Origin of the sequence: Psychrobacillus psychrodurans (assembly GCF_050209195.1) — a bacterium.
Taxonomy (GTDB): Bacteria; Bacillota; Bacilli; order Bacillales_A; family Planococcaceae; genus Psychrobacillus; species Psychrobacillus psychrodurans.
On record NZ_CP189791.1, the window covers coordinates 2,022,094 to 2,042,523 of the forward strand.

The 20,430-nt window shown below is 33.9% G+C and carries 22 protein-coding genes and 1 other annotated feature; of the genes, 2 read left to right on the plus strand and 20 right to left on the minus strand.

The features are described from left to right. Positions 1-360: 360 nt before the first annotated feature. From ACQCPR_RS09590 to ACQCPR_RS09635, 10 genes are all read right to left on the minus strand, one after another. On the minus strand, positions 361-2,112 hold the full coding sequence (locus ACQCPR_RS09590) for a methyl-accepting chemotaxis protein (RefSeq protein ID WP_090569403.1): 1,752 nt from the start codon (positions 2,110-2,112) through the stop codon (positions 361-363). A 414-nt stretch (positions 2,113-2,526) separates the two neighbouring features. Next, entirely contained in the window at positions 2,527-3,003 is a 477-nt protein-coding gene (locus ACQCPR_RS09595; protein WP_427136867.1) for a GyrI-like domain-containing protein, read from the minus strand. Positions 3,004-3,146: 143 nt separating this feature from the next. Beyond that, positions 3,147-3,713 (minus strand): signal peptidase I, encoded by a 567-nt coding sequence (lepB, locus tag ACQCPR_RS09600; RefSeq protein WP_427136868.1) that lies wholly within the window; start codon positions 3,711-3,713, stop codon positions 3,147-3,149. A 137-nt stretch (positions 3,714-3,850) separates the two neighbouring features. Then, complete coding sequence (locus ACQCPR_RS09605) at positions 3,851-4,831, minus strand: phosphotransferase (protein ID WP_427136869.1); 981 nt, start codon at positions 4,829-4,831, stop codon at positions 3,851-3,853. A gap of 86 nt (positions 4,832-4,917) precedes the next feature. Further along, the gene (locus ACQCPR_RS09610) at positions 4,918-5,352 is read right to left on the minus strand and encodes a flavoprotein (protein WP_427136870.1); all 435 of its coding nucleotides are present in this window, start codon (positions 5,350-5,352) and stop codon (positions 4,918-4,920) included. Positions 5,353-6,633: 1,281 nt separating this feature from the next. After that, positions 6,634-6,849, minus strand: a complete 216-nt coding sequence (locus tag ACQCPR_RS09615; protein ID WP_427136871.1) for a hypothetical protein — start codon at positions 6,847-6,849, stop codon at positions 6,634-6,636. Positions 6,850-7,207: 358 nt separating this feature from the next. Further along, positions 7,208-7,699, minus strand: a complete 492-nt coding sequence (locus ACQCPR_RS09620; protein ID WP_090569421.1) for an NUDIX hydrolase — start codon at positions 7,697-7,699, stop codon at positions 7,208-7,210. Positions 7,700-7,768: 69 nt separating this feature from the next. Continuing rightward, the gene (locus ACQCPR_RS09625; protein ID WP_427136872.1) at positions 7,769-8,269 is read right to left on the minus strand and encodes a hypothetical protein; all 501 of its coding nucleotides are present in this window, start codon (positions 8,267-8,269) and stop codon (positions 7,769-7,771) included. 209 nt (positions 8,270-8,478) lie between these two features. Beyond that, entirely contained in the window at positions 8,479-8,877 is a 399-nt protein-coding gene (locus ACQCPR_RS09630; RefSeq protein ID WP_427136873.1) for a group-specific protein, read from the minus strand. Between the two features lie 12 nt (positions 8,878-8,889). Further along, entirely contained in the window at positions 8,890-9,360 is a 471-nt protein-coding gene (locus ACQCPR_RS09635; RefSeq protein ID WP_427136874.1) for a DinB family protein, read from the minus strand. A 241-nt stretch (positions 9,361-9,601) separates the two neighbouring features. Here ACQCPR_RS09635 and ACQCPR_RS09640 point away from each other — a divergent pair, with 241 nt between their 5' ends. Further along, on the plus strand, positions 9,602-10,402 hold the full coding sequence (locus tag ACQCPR_RS09640) for a helix-turn-helix domain-containing protein (RefSeq protein WP_093495800.1): 801 nt from the start codon (positions 9,602-9,604) through the stop codon (positions 10,400-10,402). Between the two features lie 127 nt (positions 10,403-10,529). On the opposite strand, the gene ACQCPR_RS09645 is transcribed toward ACQCPR_RS09640, so the two are convergent. The 5 genes from ACQCPR_RS09645 to ACQCPR_RS09665 all read right to left on the minus strand — a co-directional run bounded on the left by ACQCPR_RS09645 (position 10,530) and on the right by ACQCPR_RS09665 (position 15,852). Then, positions 10,530-10,769 (minus strand): hypothetical protein, encoded by a 240-nt coding sequence (locus ACQCPR_RS09645; protein ID WP_090569435.1) that lies wholly within the window; start codon positions 10,767-10,769, stop codon positions 10,530-10,532. A gap of 175 nt (positions 10,770-10,944) precedes the next feature. Continuing rightward, positions 10,945-12,198, minus strand: coding sequence for a DNA polymerase thumb domain-containing protein (locus ACQCPR_RS09650; RefSeq protein ID WP_093495801.1), 1,254 nt, complete (start codon positions 12,196-12,198; stop codon positions 10,945-10,947). Positions 12,199-12,315: 117 nt separating this feature from the next. After that, positions 12,316-12,930 (minus strand): hypothetical protein, encoded by a 615-nt coding sequence (locus ACQCPR_RS09655; RefSeq protein WP_427136875.1) that lies wholly within the window; start codon positions 12,928-12,930, stop codon positions 12,316-12,318. Positions 12,931-13,333: 403 nt separating this feature from the next. After that, on the minus strand, positions 13,334-15,013 hold the full coding sequence (gene argS, locus ACQCPR_RS09660) for an arginine--tRNA ligase (protein WP_427136876.1): 1,680 nt from the start codon (positions 15,011-15,013) through the stop codon (positions 13,334-13,336). Positions 15,014-15,049: 36 nt separating this feature from the next. After that, positions 15,050-15,268: a binding site (T-box leader), on the minus strand. Between the two features lie 41 nt (positions 15,269-15,309). Beyond that, entirely contained in the window at positions 15,310-15,852 is a 543-nt protein-coding gene (locus ACQCPR_RS09665) for a GNAT family N-acetyltransferase (protein WP_093495804.1), read from the minus strand. Between the two features lie 113 nt (positions 15,853-15,965). On the opposite strand from ACQCPR_RS09665, the gene ACQCPR_RS09670 reads away from it, so the two are divergent. Then, complete coding sequence (locus tag ACQCPR_RS09670; protein ID WP_427136877.1) at positions 15,966-16,196, plus strand: hypothetical protein; 231 nt, start codon at positions 15,966-15,968, stop codon at positions 16,194-16,196. Positions 16,197-16,226: 30 nt separating this feature from the next. Here the strand turns inward: ACQCPR_RS09670 and ACQCPR_RS09675 are convergent, their stop codons facing one another. From ACQCPR_RS09675 to ACQCPR_RS09695, 5 genes are all read right to left on the minus strand, one after another. Then, positions 16,227-17,255 carry an ABC transporter permease gene (locus tag ACQCPR_RS09675; protein WP_427136878.1) on the minus strand — a complete coding sequence of 343 codons (1,029 nt, stop codon included), beginning with the start codon at positions 17,253-17,255 and terminating at the stop codon, positions 16,227-16,229. Next, positions 17,252-18,091: a hypothetical protein gene (locus tag ACQCPR_RS09680; RefSeq protein ID WP_090569459.1), complete on the minus strand. Its 840-nt coding sequence runs from the start codon at positions 18,089-18,091 to the stop codon at positions 17,252-17,254. The genes ACQCPR_RS09675 and ACQCPR_RS09680 overlap by 4 nt, the downstream gene beginning before the upstream one ends. 165 nt (positions 18,092-18,256) lie before the next feature. Beyond that, complete coding sequence (locus tag ACQCPR_RS09685; RefSeq protein WP_427136879.1) at positions 18,257-18,727, minus strand: DUF4188 domain-containing protein; 471 nt, start codon at positions 18,725-18,727, stop codon at positions 18,257-18,259. Positions 18,728-18,776: 49 nt separating this feature from the next. Continuing rightward, a complete protein-coding gene (locus tag ACQCPR_RS09690) occupies positions 18,777-19,064 on the minus strand; it encodes a hypothetical protein (RefSeq protein WP_427136880.1) in 288 nt (95 codons plus the stop codon). 113 nt (positions 19,065-19,177) lie between these two features. After that, entirely contained in the window at positions 19,178-20,404 is a 1,227-nt protein-coding gene (locus tag ACQCPR_RS09695; protein WP_427136881.1) for a transglycosylase SLT domain-containing protein, read from the minus strand. Positions 20,405-20,430 lie beyond the last annotated feature (26 nt).

Here is a 20,430-nt window from a genome sequence, read left to right on the forward strand (position 1 = left end):
ATAATGCGACATCTTTATATTTACTTAAAATACTTTGATTTAACAAAATTTAGGATTCCATCGGGTTCATATATCGATCTGGCTACATTCTATGATCTTCAGTGGTGCAATCAGATGAAAATGTAAAGTTCTATAAGTATTGGACTTCAATTAATCAGCTCAATTGTGATTTTATTTAAACAATAATTGTCTTTAAATGGTAATTCCTTGCTATAGAACACTTCATAAATAATTTCGATAATAAAAAAAGCGACTAACTCATTATGAGAAAGTCGCAAAATTGAACTTGCTATTGATTTCTTCAATAACAATTTTGTTCAATATTTTTTTTGGGGAAAGAGCTTCTTAACATCCGTTCTTTTAATTCGAATACTTATTGAGCATACTATTTAATTGGTGATTGAGGTGCGTAAGATGTTCGGCAGAATTAGCTACATTAGCAATTGCATTTATTTGCTCATCTACGGACGCATGGATTTCTTCGACAGTCGCAGCAGTTTGTTGCGATACGCTTGTGGCATTTCGTATAGCAATTGTAATATTATTATTTTCTTCAGTTACTTGTTCTAATTCGGTATTTAACGTATCTACCGCTTGTATAGTTTGGAAAATTGAAGCTGCGATATTACTGAATTCTTTTTCGGTTTTATTAACAACTTGATTCAATTGCTCTGAATGCAAGGTAGTTTGTGACATGGCATGCACAGTCTTTTGTGTTTCTTCTGCGATACCAGTGATCATTTCTTGAATCTGGTGTGTAGCCTTATTAGATTGTTCGGCAAGTTTTCGTACTTCGCTAGCCACTACAGCAAATCCTTTTCCATGTTCCCCTGCTCTGGCAGCTTCGATACTAGCATTTAGTGCTAACAAATTTGTTTCAGCTGCAATGCTTTCAATTGTTTCAGTGATACGAGAAATCTCTTTCACTCGAGAGGAAAGGCTTGTTATTCCTGTATTAATGTGACTAGAAGCTTTAAGAGATTCTTCATTAGAATTTTGAAGTTGTTGCACAATCTCTCTACCTTGCTGAGTCGCTTTTTCAGAGTTAATGGATAACTCTTTTATTACATGGCTCTGTTCATTCATAGTATTAATAGATTGTTGTAAATGATTTATCCGTTGGTTTGTGTTCTCTAAATCATTAAACTGTGTTAGTGTACCATTTGAAATTTCAGAAATGGCTTTTCCAACTTCTTCACTACTTGCAGACGTTTCTTCAGATACAGCAGATAGCTCAGTAGCTGATTCCAATAAATTATCGCTAGTACTTTGTAAACCACTTATGAGTTGACTTAGCTGTGATGACATTTGATTGAACGCGTAACCTAATTGACCAATCTCATCCTTAGATTCATGTAATTGACTATTTTGTAGTTGACCATTTGCAATATTTAATGCTGCAGATTTTACGTCCACTAAGAATTTAATTTTCTTTTTCGTTAGGAAATAAAAAGACAACAGACTTAGTATTGTAATGGTTATCGTGATGGCAATTAGAATATATTTCAATTTATTTAATTGGGCATAGAATTCATCTTCATAAACGGCTATTCCAACATTCCAATCCCATGGTTCATAGTAGGTCATATACGCTATTTTATTTTTCATATCTCCATTTTCGTCCTCATCGAGATAGGTTACGAATTGTTCATTATATGTCGTTTCATGTGCGCCTTTCACCATCTTTTCACGATTAGTGGTATCTTCTGGAATGGATTCAATTACATTTTTAGGATGTAGTTTAGTGGAGTAATCTGACCCATAAGCAACTAAATACCCTTTATCTTTATATACAAAATTAGACTTCGTGAAATCATAACCCTCTTCCGCAAGTTTGGGGCCATTAAGGAGTACACGTGCTTTTTCCTGTGCTTCGGAAAGCGTTAACTCATTACTTTCAACCTGTTCATTTAAAGTGGTGAGTGTAGCCAAGGAACTATTTGCTATATGACTTAAATCCAACTTTCCGCTATAAATGAGTTCATTCTTTGCTAAAAAATATCCAGTTCCACCCACGATTATAGCTGTCAATAAAATAATAGTACTGATTAGAAACAATAATTTAGTAGATATTTTATTCGTCTTTAAAAAAGATGTTTTTTCTCGTTTCATTCTTTATCCTCCCATTTCTATGAACAATTAAGTCCTATGACCTAAGCACTATTTCCTTATATCTACTCACTATATCGACAACTTTTAAAATAACTTTACAAGTCCAAAAGTCAATTCCCATGAAATAAATTAGTTAGCAATTATCTGAATAGCTAGGAGAATATCTTTAATTACTTTAGACTTCCTTTGACAGATAATCTAACTCCGTTTTTCATCAATTCATTAAGTAATAAAAATATTTTCACATCATTTTTCTTCAAAGATACATGTCAAAACGCGAAAAAACACCATTATATTGTTACTAGGTATTTTATACCTGTTTTCAACATAATAGTGTTATATTAACAAATAGCAATCCCGATACAGTAATTCAGTCTCACAATTAAGGCTGCTTATCTTAAGACTGAAAAGATTTTATTCAATAGTGTCTAACAGCTCAACATCTACTTTTTCGGTATCTTTCCAATCATAATACCTTTCAATATGCCATTTATTTGCTAGTCTCACATAATTATTGTCTTCAATCCACTTATGTAAGTCATTATATGTTTCCTTTATTTTATAATTTGAACCTTTATGTCTCATAACAGCATATTTTTGAGCTGGTATCGTAAGAGTTACCATATCAGATGGAATATCTGTGTATTCTTTAACTTCCACACAAACCCAGTAGCCATCTTCATCAACAGTTTCATTTTCCACGACAAATGCACCAAATTGTTCAGTTGGATTAACAACCTGTTTAATTTCACTTAAACGGTGACTTAACTTTAATGACGCTTTGGGTATTTCAACTAAATATTGATCATTAGAACATAAAACTCGAAAACCTACTAACCTTAATTCATCAAGCTCTTTAATAGTCTTATTTTGCATTGTTGTTTCTGACACTTTATTTCCCCCTCTATAGTATGATAAATCACAGTTTCTAGAAATCACTCCTAAATACAACTTTTACAATCCTGCGCCAACACCTCCATACGGATTGGTATTGGTTTAAATTTCTTTTAGGCTTTAGTACGAAATATTATTATTCATTTTATAATCTTTAAATTTTCTAGAGGTAAAAATACAATTTTTGCAGTACCCAATATTTTATCCTTAGCAACAAATCCAACACTAGGATCTCTGCTATCTGTGCTATTAAGACGATTATCACCTAGTACAAAAAAGTATCCATCTGGCACAGTTAATTCACCTAAGTTTTCATCTAATGTAAAGTCTCCAGTAAGGGTTCCCTTGCCCATCATAGCTTTCTTATATTCCTCTAAATAGGGTTCTTCGTACCTCTCACCATTAATAAAAAGTTCATCGTTCTCATAAACGATGTGGTCACCAGGAACACCAATAATGCGTTTGATGTAATTAATATCTTCTCTAGCTTCAAATACGATCACATCAAATCTTTCATACTCTACTAATTTTGGTCCAATTTTATCCACTACTACTCTATCACCATTTTCAAATGTTGGCATCATAGAAGCACCGTCTACTACAATAGGCGTAAACAGGAAATATCGAATACCACATGCAAATAAAATTGCGATTCCTATTGCTTTTACCCATTCCAATAATTCATTTTTTTCTTTTGCTTTTTTCACTCCTAACACCTCTTTCTCTGTAAAATATATAGCATTTATTTGAATTAACTTATTCAATCTACCATTATTAATACCTGTTATTTAAAGCAAACTTCTGCGTTAGGTCAATATATTAGATAGAATATACCAAATTCATGTTAACCAATATTAGAAAATATATTTTCCAAGTCATCCCAATTCGAACCAATCCATATATTTTCTTCATTAAACCTTTTTAATGGAGAAGAATTTCGTATTTTGGCTCGAACCCACTCTGACTCTTTCCACCAAGTTAATTTTATTGAGCGTATTAATTTTTGATGTGTAAGTGTATGGAATTCTCGATAACCTTGAACAAATGCTGAAACTGCTTCTAAATGTATTTGGCCATTGTTAACACAGCACGATAAAATAGATCTTGATATGTCAAATTCAGGATATACAAAATTCATCCTATCAAAATCGAGAAGTGCTGAGACATTATTATCTTTAAATAAAATGTTATCTATAAATAAGTCCCAGTGACTCCAACCCTTTTCGCATTCTGAAAAAATATTCGAGTCGTTACTTTCTAAAATTTCCCTTTGTATTTCTAAATTAGAAAGCGTATTAATACATTCAAATTTAGTCGCTTCTGTCCATCTTTCATGCCAATTTTTCAGCATATTTCCCTTTGACCGAACATCCCAATGTAATGGCAACTGAAGTTTATTATTGGAATTTAATATTTTATGCATTTCTCCAATTTTCTGACCTAAACTATACATTTGTTCTTCGCTTGCTATTCCTGCCTGAATATTTCTTCCTTCACATAATTCCATCAGAACAAAACGCTCACCATATGAAGACTGTATTACATATTTTTCTTTATGTAAGTAAAGTTTAGGGCAAGGAACACCTTTACTATGTAGCATATTTTGAAGAGTTAGTGAAGTTTCTAATCCCTGTAACAATTGTTTAGGATAGCGAGTTTTATTGTATTGTTTAACAAATAAATCGCCTATATCGGTTTTGACTTTCCATTTCAAATTCATATAACCTAATTGTATTTGAGAAAAACCTAGAATATTAAAACCAAATATACTGGTAATCGCTTCAAAAATATTGTCCCTAACATCCTTATCAATAGAACAAGTCATTAGAAGCTCCCCTTTTCACTTTCCTCGTATTATAATTTAAAATCATCTCTACTAAATTACCATTGGATATTGGAAACAATTCTCCCTTATTTCACTTTTGTGTCCTTGTTGAATAACACTGTATTTGTACTAATAAAAGGAATTCCAGCTTCTATATAACTTCTAACTAATTTCCAATCGTTAATGCTATCTTTTTTAAACGTCTGAAAGAACAAATTTGCTGTTTCAATACTCTTACCTTGTATAATCAAAGTAGCTGATAAGATAGCCATAGTTTCATTTTCTCTTAGAGGTAGAATTGAGATTACATTTATATTCCATTGAGCATTATTTTCTTTAGCAAAGCTAAAACCTTGTTCCCATCCATTTAATGATTCTTCATAACCAAAGTCAAATATATCTCCACCTATTATTTCTCTTGCTTTATAATCACGTGATATTAATTTTTTCAAGTCCTTTAAAGATGATTCTCTCCAAATATCTAAATATATATCTAAAAATTTTGAAAATTGATTATCCATTAAAGAACCTCCTTCACGGTTGTTATAGTTACAATTCTGTATAAATTACTACTTGTTCAACATAGCTGCGTCTAAAATTGAACAAGAAAAATGTATTGAAATAATAAATCAATGAACTTTCATTAAAGCCCATCATTTGCCAACAATTTAGGTCAAAATAATTTGCTATTAATGAAGCTGAACACAAGATAATTTCACTTTTCTAAATTCTCATATCCCCAATCTTTTCAAACAGAGCTTTAGCTCTTTTATACAAACATTTAGCTAATTTAGATCTAAGAAACTCATCTAAACAGTAGAACAAACATGAAGATAGAAGAGAGGTAATAAAATAAAAATTAGAAAATAAGCTCTTGATGTCTGAAAGTAGAAATTTCCTCTCCCATCCTGTTAACAAGATTGGAATCACAACAAACAAAGCGCCTAGTAATAAGTGTATTAATAATGCACAACTTCTTCTAGATAGTCCTCTAAGTTTTTTTGTGACGAAATCAGAAAGGAGTGATGCTGGTACTCCATAAATCAAAAGTATTGGAAATAAATATAGAACCACTACGATTGCAAAAGCAGTCTGTTCTTCGAAGAAATAGATTAACATAACCAATACACAAGTGGTTACAGTGGTAACTAGCTTTCTAATAATCATATTACTCACTCCACACAATAGATTATACTGATTAGTTATTTCTTCAATAGTCTTCAGAATTCCTTCTTAAACTATATATAAAGAGCTACTTCAGATTTTTGGACTGTCATACTATTAGTTGAATTAAGAAGCGTTTTTCACCTTATTTCATTACGGAATTTTAAGATGGTTTGGATTGTAAATATGATGCTAAATAATATTATTAGTAAAAGTATAATACGATCATTCTTATACAAATTAGTATCATTAACACTCAACCAAAGCATGCAAATAAATGAGTTTAACCCGAATAGAAGTGTCCAAATAACAAGCTTTATTATCTTATAGATTCTATTCCCAATTAAATACCTAATACCAAAGCAATGGCTTCATGAAAGATGAAGTTAAAGAAATTTGCTCCTCCCAAGGCATATCTATATAGATTAAGTTAAAGATATTGGTCAAATTGAATATAAAGAGAAAAACAAGAACACAAAAAAATAGAACCCATTCGCATACATAAAATAATGGAAGTATAATCTTCCTCAAACTTTTTACCTACCTATTCTTAAAAGAATTATGGATAATATTACATGACCATTTGAACACCCTTCTTGAAGTTTAGCATCCGATAGAATTTAATAGAATAATCCATTTTATAATGACACATCTGATGGATTTTCATGTTGCGCCTTTTTCTTATTAATTTTTTTCGTTATACTCCCTATACAGCCAACAATAAACATGAGGATTGCAATTATTTCAAGAAGTACGAATATTAACAGAAATCCAATTCCTGCAAATCCATCTTGTGTTATGTCGCTAACAATGATTGAACCAGCAACAATGAATATAGGCGTAAAAATTATCACTAAATACATACCCCATATCATTAGATTAAGTGACCAAGAACGTTTAAAAGTTAGAATGAAAGCCATTATAAAAAAAAATATAATAACGGATATAGAGGTTATTATTTGAACCACTCTCCTTTTATTTGCTGTCTTTTTATAAGCCTTATTTAATTTGGGCACTCGTTTATTGAATAACTATTCGCACCTACCATTTGACTTTAGTAGTAATTTATATTCATAATACATAATTTCTCAACTCAATAGTTGTCTCCTCCTTTATTTGGATGACTTATTTAACTAACCAGCTGGCATTAATTGAAGAAGAAAAAAGAGCTGTAATATCAGCTCTTTAAAGTATCCGTTTATTAAAGATGAATTATTTTAGAACTAGAGCATGATCAAGTATTTCTTGATATAGTTCATTCCAGTCTTGATAGTATTCTGTTATTTCACACGGACTTATAAGAGTTCTTTCAGCAGACTCAAACTTTGCTTGGAAATCGTGTAGTCGTTCAATGTCCATACGATAGAATACTTGATAACCTACCTTTGGGTAATTACTACTTGCATCCCAATTTGGATTTTCATTGTGGTCAACTATAATATGACCTAAAAGAAAGACTTTACCTGTTACATACCCCTCTTCGTACGCCTCACGTTTTAAACAATCTTCAGATGTCTCTTCTTGTTCAATATGACCACCAGGAAAATCCCACCCTCTATGATCTAAGTTAACCAAAAGTATCTTTTCTTCTTTAAAACAGAAACCGTGTACGCTTGTAATTAACTTTCTTGGCGGAAGTTGTGAATCACACTTCCAGGTTAATTTTACTTTTGAATTTCCCCAGTTCACATATTTGGTTGTCAATTCTTCACTCTTCCTTTAAACAGAATTTCCAGCGTTATGCTAACTAACCTGCTTACAACTGTTTTAAAATTATTGATGCCACTCAAATGTATACAATTTGTTTTCTTCTAGTTTGAATAAAGCGATAAAGTAATCTAGTCCTCCATTATTTTCTCTATAAAAGTAAAAATCGCCTACTTGAGGTTTAATAGAACAATATTCAAAAGCCTTTTTTACCTGTTCTATATCTTTTCCCTGCAATTGGTACATTGCAATGGTAGTAGTTATAAAGTGTTCAATTTTATTTTTTGCTTCATCTACATTATCTGTTGACAGTGCGATCATGCCACTATCTTCAATAGAGATTTTTTGCTTTGAGTATTGAAAAATATTGACCCATTCTCCATCGCCATGGAAACTTGCTTCAGATTGCCATACTTCTTCTCTTTTTTCAGGCATCGGAACATTAATTCCCCATTCGGTTTTATACGAATATATGATTCCAAGTGGATTTATTAAAGCAGTTTTATTCCAAATAAAAAATAGTATAACTACTAATAAGTAAAGCATAATAATTGCCAGTTTTTTCAAAACATCACCCTAAAATAGATGACGAATTATACTTCCAATTGTTTCTAGGATATGTAACAAACCTATTAACGCCCTAGGCTGTCTCATGACAGTGCTATTTCGCTAAAGCGCACCATTAAGGATTAAGAAAGTTGCTTCAATAACACATTTTCTTGGTTTTAAACAAACACCTTCTCATCCTTTCCAATAGCGGATTATCACTACACTGCTTACGATAGTTTAAATGATTTATTGTCTATAATTTCAACTAACTCATCTAATGTTCCAAAGCATTTTTCGATTTCGGGTAAATGATAAAAGGTACTTGTTGTTTCAATATTATCTATCTCCTTGTTTGGTGAATACAGATAGATATTTTTCCTATTTCCAATTGCAATACCTAGTTCAATGTGGCTCCCTTTACCTGCTGGTAATATAACTACAACAAAATCTGCTTCTATTACAGCAGTTTTCTCTTTTTCACCTATTATCTTTAATTCTTCTAATGTTGTTACATTTTCATTTACAGTCCAATCATACGTATGGATATACCCTCTATTCTTTAAATTTTCACTAACATATCTCACCAACTCTATATTTTTAAAGCTAGATGCAATATAAAACTTCATAGTTTCCCCCTTTTATTGTTTAATAGTTCTATAAATCCTTTTGATGGATTCCATATGTAGTGCTTCGTGATAGAAACTGAATAGAAATGTTTCTCCTAGTGTGTGAAATGTAATGCCAGACTTGTTAGTGAAAGGTTCAGGCAATCTTTTTTGTAGATTTCCAGGTAGGGAATTTTCTATTCTTTGTTTTTGTGCAATCAGTTCATCCGAAATTGCTGCTAGTGAAGGCGGAGTTCCAATCCAATTAGCTGGTTTCGTACCTGCACTAAAAAAGACTTCATATGCTTCAGGAAGAGCCATCTTATCTCCTGAGACACCAAATACTAGTTTTTCCTGTATATATGCAATGTGACCAAAATTCCAACGAATATTATTCGAAAATCCTTTTGGAATAATATCTGCTAGTTCCTCGGGTATCTGTTGGATAGATTTTTCTGTTATTCCCCTTACTGTCTGCATATGCTCAAAAATTTTTTGTTCCAATCCTACTCCCCCTAATTTCGTTTAATGCTCCTGTCCTTAAATGTATTCTCCTCAATTGCTCTAAATCCCTTCTCATTTTCCATATAAAAAATGACCCCCTTTGTTGGAAGTCATTATTTTAAAGTTCTGTTTACTGTGCTATCTATTCATATTGTATCCTTTCTCCCTATTTTCTTCTATGTAATGGTTGGGAAGCAGTTGACTAATCGCAAATTCACTTCGGACTCTAGGGGGAAATTAGATGACTATCTATCTAAAGACATTTCAAGTATTTGAAAGCGTTCAAGAAATGGATACACATATTAGGTCGCATATAACGCAGAATTGTTATAAGTTAAATGATACGGATCGTACAGTGCTATCTTTGCTCGCGCAGTATGCGTGTAAATATGCTGGAGCTACTCATTTGAAAGTTGAGACAATTTCTCAAGCAATAACTAAATCGGATGCGACTGTTCGACGGACGTTGCGCAAGCTAGAAAGCCTTTATGTCATTAAGAGAATCTCAACTATTCGACGTGTGACAAAGGGTTATGGAGCTAACATTTTAATCATTTTGCCTTACGATGACCAATCGGAAATGATCAGTCGAGTAGATTCTCAAACGTTAGTGAATCCAAGTACTGAACAGCACCTTTCGCAAGAAGAAACGTATTATTCTTTAAGCTCTAAAAAAGAATTATTACATAATACGTATTCTAACGAAATTGTATCCTCTTCATTTTCCGTAGATAATTCTACAAATAAAAATTTGAGTACATTCTACCAACTGTTCCAATCAACTATTTTCTCGATGCTTGGAGAAGACCAAAAGACAGTAAGTCAATTATATGGTGTTTACCTTAGCCTGACTTACCGTGTTACTAATTACTTTCCTCAGCATAAGGACTTCTATGAAAAAATTGGATACCAGGCATTGACTATTTCATTGCATGCATCACAAAAGAAGAAAGTTCGTAATCTTGCAGGTTATTACGTGGGTATTTTCGAAAAAATTTGCCAAAGAGACTTGTTTAAATTCTATGCGGAGTTTGAGGAGTGACCTATAGGCTTAGGCTTCAATGGTATTTCAAGTTACTTATGCGTGACTCTCGAGAAAAGGAATTACTCCTCTTAACTAACTCTTTAGTAAAAATGCGACTGTTTCTGTTGAAACAATCGCTTCCGATTTATCCTTTAATTGACTTCAATTTTTTCTTGCTTATGAACCAAATAAATATCGTTAGAACAAGTAGTATTATCGGAGTCAAACCAACATATTTCCATTCATTATTTGCCCCTGAAAAGTAATATGCTATCGGTATGAATGTGAAAGTACTAATTATTATGAACACCCAAGACCTTTTAACAATACCCAGCATTAAAGCTAAAATTGAAACAAATAATGAAAGCTGCCATAATAATAACATTTTTGCACCTCCATTTAGCTTGGTCTTTCTACAACTAATTCCTTACTTATCTACAGTATCTAAGAACATGTGAAAGAATGCCGCGTGATGTACCATAAATACGTTTAAGGATTTGACTTGGCACAGCATAATTTCTTTACTATGTCATTCCCTTTTACGGGCTGACTCTTTCCTTTTACTTTTTATGCCCACCAAGTAATCCTGCACGTGTTCTTGCAGTTCCTGCTTCTGTGTAAGATACTGCACGTAAAATTGCAGTAGATCCGTATTTACTACGTAAGGCATCCATAGTTTTCCCAAGCTTTCGTTCTTTCCATTTATTTTCTTCAAACAAACTTAATTGCATCGAATACTCTGGTTCTAAATTGGTAATCGAGATGGATAATTTCCGAACAGGACGGCGATCGTAAAATTCATCAAAGATTTGTTCACATACTTTATAAATGGTCAATGTAGCATTTGTAGGTTCATCGATAGAACGAGAACGATTGAAACCTCCGCCAAATTCGTCTTGGCTGTACCCAACGGATAGATGTATCGTTCTACCAACCATCTCTGCTTCACGTGCACGCCTAGCAACATCCTCACACATTTCTAAAACGACTGCCATAACTTCTTTTTTACTACGATAATCCCGAAATAATATTTGACCCTTTCCATAACTAATTTGTCCTTCTGCTAGAGGTGCTCCAAGCTCAGATATATCTACTCCCCACGCATGAAAATAAAGTTGGTTTCCCATCACACCAAACTTCTCCTCGAGTAGAGATAATGGAGTATTTGCTAATTGCCCAACCTTAAAAATCCCCATATTATTTAGAGTCTTTTGGAGACGAGAACCAATCCCCCACATTTCACTTAAGGGAGTTACTGGCCACAATTTTTCCTGAACGTCATCATACGTCCATTTAGCAAAACCAGTTTTTTTCGCTTCTAGATCTAGGGCTAACTTAGCCATAAGCATATTAGGTCCCATTCCAACCGCACAAGGTAATTGAAATTGAGCATACAGTTCATCTTGAATACGTTTTATTGTGTTTTCAACGGGTCCCCAAAGCTTTTCTGTTCCTCCAAGATCTACGAAACACTCGTCAACACTGTATACATGAATTGATTCGTGAGGGACAAATTGGTGTAAATAGCGTGTAATTTCCATCGATACTCGAACGAAAAACTCCATTTTAGGTTCGATAAGATGTATCGAAGGATGATCTGGTATTTCAAACAAACGAGTTCCAGTCTTTACACCAAACTGTTTTTTCATAGGTGGAGATGCAGCAAGCACAATACTTCCTTTTTGCTGCAAATTTCCGATGACCGCAATCGGGGTATTCGTAACATCCAGACCTGCGTCTGCTGCTGCACAACTTGCAAAAAAACTTCGTATATCAATGCATATAATTTGCCGATTTTTTAGTCCCTCATACATATTATTTACTCCCTTCTAGGAATGTACGTTCTCTATAGTATATTACGAACACAAGTTCTTATTCAATGGTAAATAATAGTGTATGAAAAAACGCTCTTATCGTAGGAATGCTTTTAATTATTCGAGATTAATGACAAATTCGAGACCGGTAAGGTTCTCTTTTAAATGACTCGTATACTCAGTAAAAATTAAACTTAATCCGGTTAAATCATCTGGAAGTGCTGGAGATACAATAAATTTGTGTGTAAAATGACCTTCCGATCCTCTTTTTCCAGTAGTACGACAATCAAAATTATCATTGATGTATAGATATAAAGCACCTTCAGAACGACTCCGACGCATTTCCTCCAGAGGATCGGAAATGTTCGGGGCATCCCAATCTATAGTAAGGTATATTACACTTGCATTGTGAAACTGCCGAATGAATGTAATTGCATATAAACGTTCATCCTTTTCAATCGCTTTCATAACTGGCAGATGTCTTCTGAAATTATTTGGTTCAACCTGTGGCCGAAAGATTTCCTCATTTCTCAATAATCCAAATAACGAGTTTAACAAATCCTCATAAACTCCATACTTTTCCGCCCAATTGGAGATCGATTCAATTGGTGGAACACCTGGATTGTTGTTTGAAAGCTCTTTACGTTGTTTTAAAAGTTCACATAATTGGTCATCGAGCGGCAAAAGCTTTTGGTCATAATAGTCAGATTGATTCACTTCTCTATTTTTCATATAAGTCTTCCTTTCCTATTTCTTCCGGTTTAACTCATTGATTTGTTCAACGGCATCATCCATATTTTCGACTCAATTACTTCGATGGAAAGATTAAATGATTTCACGGCTCAATGGCTTCGTCCAGATTTCCGATAATGAGAATTATTATGAGAAAGTCCGATTTTATTTGCAATTAGAATTGCTAAATCTGCACTATTCCCGGTTATATTATTTTTTCTAGAAAATATGCATCCAGAGCTTTTATACTGATTCAATTATCTTTTTCTACTATCCTCCAATACGTACTACCATACTTATTCTATCTAAGGTCAATAATCCCTTCATATAGCCCTCAAATAAAACAACACTCCCAAGCTTATGGGAGTGTTCGTTAATCAAATTGTACATAGTTCTATTAGTATTACATTTTCTCTGGAGCTGGTACACCTAGAAGTCGTAAGGATTCCTTCAGGACAACAGAAACTGTAAATGCGAATGCTAACTTAGAAGAAGTCGTTCCATCATCGGCTAAAATTTTTGTTCTAGCATAATATTTATTGAACTGGCGCGCAAGCAGTAAACTGAACTTTGCAATTTGAGATGGATCCGCATTATCAAATGCCTTTTCTACTACACGTGGAAAATCCTCAAGTAGCTGGATAATTGGCCAAGCTTCAACCCCAATAGAAGAAAAAGTGAATGCTTCAACCTCAAAGCTACCTTTTTGAAGCAATGAACAAATTCGAGCATTGGTATATTGTACATAAGGACCAGTTTCTCCCTCAAAGTTAAGCATCTGTTCCAACGAGAACTCAATATCATTCATCCGGTCATTTTTTAAATCATTGAAAATCACTGCACCTACTCCAACTTGTTTTGCAACTTCTTCCTTATTTTCTAATGTTGGATTTTTCTCTTCAATATTATGCTGAGCAGTCTTAATAGCATCAGTTATTACGTCCGCAAGCAATATTACTTTACCTTTACGTGTAGACATTTTTTTACCGTCTTTGAGCATCATACCAAATGGAACATGCACTAGATTTTTGGACCATTCAAATCCCATTTTTTCAAGTACAGAAAAAAGTTGTTTAAAGTGAAGTGTTTGTTCATTCCCCACAACATAAAACGTTTTACACGCATGAAATGTTTGATGACGATATATAGCTGCTGCTAGATCGCGTGTCGCGTAAAGAGTCGCCCCATCTTTTTTGGTAATCAGACTAGGTGGCATATCTTCGAGTTCTACTACAAAAGCACCGTTAGATTCAATTAACAATCCCTTTTTCTTTAAGTCGTCAACTACTCTAGTCATTTTATCATTATAAAAAGCCTCCCCAGCATAAGAGTCAAAATGAACTCCTAAAAGTTCATATATTATTTGGAACTCCTTTAAAGATGCTTCTTTAAACCAATTCCATAGGGTTAGAGCCTCTTCGTCACCTTCTTCAAGTGATTTAAAAGCTGCACGAGCCTGATCATTTAAAGAATCATCTTTTTCTGCCAGATTATGAAAATGTACATAAATCTTCAATAACTCTTCGATAGGTGCTGCAAGTATTTTCACTTTGTTTCCCCATAATTTATAAGCAACTATCAGCTTGCCAAATTGTGTACCCCAATCTCCTAGATGATTAATGCGAAGAGCTTCATACCCATTCTTCTCCGCAATATTTGCTAAGGAGTTACCGATTACAGTTGAACGTAGATGCCCCATGGAAAAAGGCTTCGCTATATTCGGTGAGGAAAAATCGATTACAATTTTTTCATGCATGCTATTTTTACTTCCATACTTCTGTAGATCCGTCATAATAGAATGTAAAACTTGGTTTGTAACAAAAGCTTGATTGAGGAAAATATTCACGTATCCACCAGCAACTTGAACGCTAGCTATTAATTGATCCTCTAGTTTCGCACTTAACTCTAACGCTATTTGCTGCGGAGCTTTACGAAATTTTTTGGCTAATGTAAAACAAGGAAATGCAATATCTCCTAATTCTGTCTGCTTTGGCTTTTCCAGTAACAGTTCTACTTGTTCAGCAGTCCATTCATTTTCTAAAGCAATTGAAATGACATTTGCGATTTGATTTGTCAGGTTCATGTATTTTCCTCCCATATAAAAAGCTCTCGTCTCTAAATAAGAGACGAGAGCTAAAATTCCCGTGGTACCACTCTAGTTGCCACAATTGTGACCGCTTTTCCGTTCTTAACGAGGTGTCTTCCCCGATTTTCCCTACTAGACTTTCAGGACATTTCTCCAAAGTGCGGTTCATCGATTCTTCGTGTATTAGGCTCACACCATCCCTAACTCGCTTCCCAGTCTCGTATCGACTACTCTCTTCTTCAATGAATTTAACATTATGATTTTAGATATCTTACAAGAAGTTCAAAATTCTGTCAACTGTCTAAATCATCTTTTAAAATAGAATACATATACAAATCATCAAATTTTCCACAAGTATATTCATAATGTCTTAGTAAACCCTCTCTTTTAAACCCCTGTTTCTCCACTAACTTTTGTGAAGGGGCATTGGCTGGTTCGATCAAGGCTTCGATTCGTTCGAATGAATAATGATTAAAACCGAACTTAATAACTGCTTCTAAGGCTTCAAAAGCAATTCCTTTTCCCCAATATTCTTTGCTTAATTCGAATCCTACCTCAGCACGGTAATTCTTTGTACTTCTATTAAGAAATCCACAACTTCCGATAACCTTTCCAGCATCTTTTAGCGTAATTCCCCATCTAATGCCAGATCCATCTTTGCGGATAGACTGATACCAACTGATTTCATCCACTGCGTCTTCTACAGATTGAAAAGGTTCCAATCCCATATGTTTTACAACATCTTTATCTGACAAATAGCGTAACATGTCAGAAGCATCCTCGTTTGTAACTTCTCTTAATAATAATCTTGATGTTTCAATAATTGGCATAGTCATTGTTAAAACCTCGATTCATTTGTAAAATAAATTTTGATTAGCAAAAGGTAAAACCCAAACCTCGAATAGAACAACCTCTACTTTGTCATATTAACTACAAAGGAGATGATATAATGCCACGAAGAAGTGACAATCAACATGTGAACCCCTCTCCACATTTTGATGGTGAAATAGAAAATATATTAAATGATCCAACAGCAACTACTGGTGCTAAAATCGGTATTCAATTGAATGCAAAAGAAGAATTTGCACAAGAAAGAAATCCATTCAACTATCTTCCAAATGGAGATAAAGAAATGGAACCATTTGAAAAGTTAACAAGAGGTAAAAAAGTAGAAGAATAAATGTTCCAAACAAAAGCTGCAGATAACTTTCTACAGTTTTTGTTTTTCCTTATAAAGTAACTGCATTTTTTCTTTTAGCTGTTGTTGATTCCATTCCACAGTTTTATCAGAGACAAAAGAGACTTTCTTACGCCTCGGTATTTTCACTTGACCACTAACAGCTCGAGTATAGCCTTCTATCATCGAAGCAATGGCTAAAATGACAAGTGCAAAGCAAATAGCTGGACCGAGCGGCAACCAAGGAACTCCCTGCAAATAACGGAAGGAGGATCCAAAAAGACTTGCCCATTCATATGCAATCGATTTAGGAGGATCAGCGAACATTGGGTCATAACTGACATCTGTCCCTCCAATATACAATTGTAAAAGCCCTAAATGAGTAAAGACAACTAATGTTTCCACGACCTGCTGACCATATAAGACGAATAGCTTTTCTCGCATCATTGGGAATAGATGTCTAGTAATAATTCGGGACTTACTTGCCCCTAGAGTTCTCGAGGCTAGAATATATTCCTGCTGATACAATAAGTTCGCCTCATTGCCAATAAGTGAAGAAACAATCGGCACTGTAATAATGGCCATTAAAACGACTTGTATGACAATACGCTCCCAGACAGTTGTGGAGAATCCTTCCATCGGCTCCCATAACACAGGAAACAAAATTAAATAAGAAAAAATAGTCATTGGTATATAATGTAGAGGATCAATGAAACTATTAATAACTGTTCGACGTTTTTGCCAATATGTTCCGATTGCAAATCCAATAGGCACGGCTATTAGCATACGTACCGCAGCGACACCCATAGCTGAAATAATCGTATATTTTGCACCGAGCATAATTTTTGCGAACATATCAAAGCCAAATTGATCGGTCCCAAGCGGATGAAGCCAACTTGGAGAGAGCGGTGCAGCCTCTATGACTCGCCCTTTTTCCATTATAAAATAGGTTTGTTTCGGGTCTGGACCATTTAACCATTCAAATACAAAGCTTCCGATAAGAAAGAAAGCTATTATGAGAAAACCGAATACAAAATAAGGTTGCTTCAATAACAATTTCATAAAATAGTACCTCCACGGCTTGTTCGACGTAAAAAGTACCACTCAAAAAAGCTATATATTATGAACACTGGTATGAAAAAGCTACAAACAGTTATTAAAAATAATTCTCCAGACATATGTTCGCTTAAGTGGAACATAATTCCTGGCATGTTGAACATACGCTCTAAGATGAATAAATTTGACAGCATAAACCACATCGTTTTTTTAGATTGAAAGAAAATGCTAATGATAGCGTTACGAAAAATATGTATGAGTAAAATGATAACCTTATTAAACCCAAGAGATCTTGCTAGCTCCACATACAACTTTCTTTCTTCTGCTTCAAACGTCAGCATACTTAAGCGGTAAAGCTGAACCATCGGCAAAATCATTAAACAAAAAACTGGAAGTAGGTAGATTTTTTCTCCACCAGTAGATGCGATTGACATAAAAACACCCGTATGTCTATGGACAAAGATAACTAGTAATTGAATAAGCAAAATAACTAGAATATCAGGTAATGACTCCAAAAAGAAAAACAATGTCTTGATTCTTTGTCGGGAACGTTCCTTAAAAAGCATAGTAATTATGGTGAATGATAAAGCGAAAATAACTGCAGCAAGCAGTGCTAAAAATAATATTTCTAGTGAGTAGAGGATATACTCCCCAATATAACTACTATAATATGTATCTAGGAAACGATTCAATGGAAAGATAACGAGTAAATGTTCCCCATATTCCCTCCACCAAAGCTCTCCTTTTTGAAAACCATTAATAAGAATTGGCAATCCACTGATTAGTAGAATACCGATGAATGCAACAGCTAACCTCAGCATCCACTGTATAAAACGTTTCACAAAAAATCCCCCTGTTGCCTATAAGTTATGATGAAATTATCATAACATAGTGAAAACAAAAGATAGAAAATTTTTAGTAAATTGCAAAAGAAATTGATGGCAGGTTGAGCAAAAACTAAATCATACTGCTAGTTTGGTTGTGTTAAAGCAACTGGCATAGATACATTATTTACTTACTCTCCACCTTGCTGTATCTGTCTTCGAAACTACCTGAATATGAGAAAAAGCTTTGGAAAGTCCGTACCTTGGCATATTATTATATATAGCCTCCGATGCACTCTTTTCAATTATATATGTTTCGTGGTAAATCCCAACACTTCCATCATCTTTAATCTTTTGGTTAAAAGTTTTCCAAGCTACAGAATGAGTTTTCCCATGAGCATATGCCTCCAAATCCTCAAAGCTCTTCCAATACTGGATCAGTGTAACTCCCCTCCAATTTAGAAGAAATTCAGTGTGAATAAATCCTAATCCAGGGTTCTGATACAATTCCTTTATCATAGGTCCCATTGCGCGAAAAACTGGTACCCACTTTGTAAATGAAAAGATTTTATTAATACGCATGCCAATAAAAAATAAAACAAAACTCTCATCTGTACTAGCAACAAACCTACCGTTATAAATTTTCTTACTCAAAAAATCCCCCTCCTAATCTATGATTAAAATAATATATTGAGTATATTCTCTATTTTTTATAGGTAGTCTTCTTCAGTAAAAATTCTTCTTTATCAATAATTTCTACATAAAAAATGTTACTCCTTTCTTTATCGCCTTTTAATAGCTCTCCAAGCGTAAGCTTTCCGTGTGCACGACTTCTATCTCTGTGGGTCAAAAGGGCGTCGTTGGTCACAGAGGGCGCCCTGCGCTCACTGGAGTCGCCACCTTGCGCGTTATCAATGACGATCACTTTTAGAAAAACGGATAATTGTATATATAAGCAATTAGAAAATAGCTCAAGTAAATAAATTAACAAATGCCACTTACTCCAACGTATAAGGTATTGGAGTAAGTGGCATTTAAGTTAACAGAATGCAGTATAGATTTTTTGAACCAAAAAAATCATTGAATAAGGGTCTTTGTGCATGGTTATTTTGTAAGTAATGCTAACTTTCTTTTAGAGGGTGTTTCGTATTTTACTTTTGTGGATTTTTGAACGTAACTTCCTCCACCAACACCATATAAACCACCATGATTACTCTTATAGCTATATAGTCGGAACTCCTCTCCTTTTTTCAAAGGACGCACTGTAGTTAGTGAACCGTCGTTCGCCAATTTGACTAAGTTTGTATTAGATAGAATAGTCACTTTGCCTATTTGCCCAAGTTTAAGTTCTGTTTTTCCCCACATAACTCTTACAGGTGCACTCAACTTCTTCGTAATGTAAGCAGAGGAAATATAACCAGCTAACTTTTGATCTTCCGTCTTAACTGGGTACCATACGAATTGATTTAAACTTGTTAAAGATTGGTCAAACAAGAAATTCCCATCAATAATTAATGTAGAGTTTTTGGATATGGATTTTGGAACAGAAGAAGTACTAGGTTTTGACCTTAAATTTACAGTGTCTTCTGTTATCGATACCTTGTCGCCGATTTGAAAATGATATGCAGAGACATATAACTGATCAGTTAATGTATAATCCTTCTTACGGAATCCAATATTGTCGCTACTGTTAGAATCATATTCAAAGTCAGCTGTACTAAATGGAAACTGACCTAATTTCGTATCATTCATATAACTATCTCTTTCAATAAATGAAAATACTTTTTCTTGATAGGCATTCTTATTCTTTAATCCACTAGATTTATATATTGGACTGTTAACAGGCTTTGTACCGTTATATGCCATTACAGGAAAATACCAGTTTTCGATTACTTGTGGTCCAGCATCTTTTATTTTTGGAAGATCTGTGCGATTATACATTTTACTAAGAATTTCGACGCCTGCCTGTATATTGTATGTGATATCGGATTTTAATTTTTCTTGATTATAATCTAATTGATTGGTAATTTGCATAAGACCTATCCCATTATCTTTTGAGATTATAGGCTTGCCTTTATCATCAAATTGTTTCCAATTACCATTTTCTGTTGAAGCCACGGCTTTTACTACTTCGGGCGGAATATTTGCTTCTAAAGCCGCATTCGTAAGTAGGCAGTTTATATGCTGAAAAGTTGGGTTTTGATTTGGCTTAATTTCTCCATATGTTGAACATTTAGATGTCCATGTTGACTCGGCGGATGCTTCTTCATAAGAAAAAGATAAAAACAGTAAACAAGTTAAAAAACCTGTCCATATTTTGATTGATTTCACTTATTTATTCTCCATTCGTTTAATAT

What these genes read in the sequence shown, in the direction of transcription:
- ACQCPR_RS09590 (WP_090569403.1), bottom strand. Translation starts at nt 2,112, where the DNA reads ATGAAACGAGAAAAAACATCTTTTTTAAAGACGAATAAAATATCTACT.
- ACQCPR_RS09605 (WP_427136869.1), bottom strand. Translation starts at nt 4,831, where the DNA reads ATGACTTGTTCTATTGATAAGGATGTTAGGGACAATATTTTTGAAGCG.
- ACQCPR_RS09610 (WP_427136870.1), bottom strand. Translation starts at nt 5,352, where the DNA reads ATGGATAATCAATTTTCAAAATTTTTAGATATATATTTAGATATTTGG.
- ACQCPR_RS09630 (WP_427136873.1), bottom strand. Translation starts at nt 8,877, where the DNA reads ATGAAGTTTTATATTGCATCTAGCTTTAAAAATATAGAGTTGGTGAGA.
- ACQCPR_RS09640 (WP_093495800.1), top strand. Translation starts at nt 9,602, where the DNA reads ATGACTATCTATCTAAAGACATTTCAAGTATTTGAAAGCGTTCAAGAA.
- ACQCPR_RS09645 (WP_090569435.1), bottom strand. Translation starts at nt 10,769, where the DNA reads ATGTTATTATTATGGCAGCTTTCATTATTTGTTTCAATTTTAGCTTTA.
- ACQCPR_RS09650 (WP_093495801.1), bottom strand. Translation starts at nt 12,198, where the DNA reads ATGTATGAGGGACTAAAAAATCGGCAAATTATATGCATTGATATACGA.
- ACQCPR_RS09655 (WP_427136875.1), bottom strand. Translation starts at nt 12,930, where the DNA reads ATGAAAAATAGAGAAGTGAATCAATCTGACTATTATGACCAAAAGCTT.
- argS (WP_427136876.1), bottom strand. Translation starts at nt 15,013, where the DNA reads ATGAACCTGACAAATCAAATCGCAAATGTCATTTCAATTGCTTTAGAA.
- ACQCPR_RS09665 (WP_093495804.1), bottom strand. Translation starts at nt 15,852, where the DNA reads ATGACTATGCCAATTATTGAAACATCAAGATTATTATTAAGAGAAGTT.
- ACQCPR_RS09670 (WP_427136877.1), top strand. Translation starts at nt 15,966, where the DNA reads ATGCCACGAAGAAGTGACAATCAACATGTGAACCCCTCTCCACATTTT.
- ACQCPR_RS09675 (WP_427136878.1), bottom strand. Translation starts at nt 17,255, where the DNA reads ATGAAATTGTTATTGAAGCAACCTTATTTTGTATTCGGTTTTCTCATA.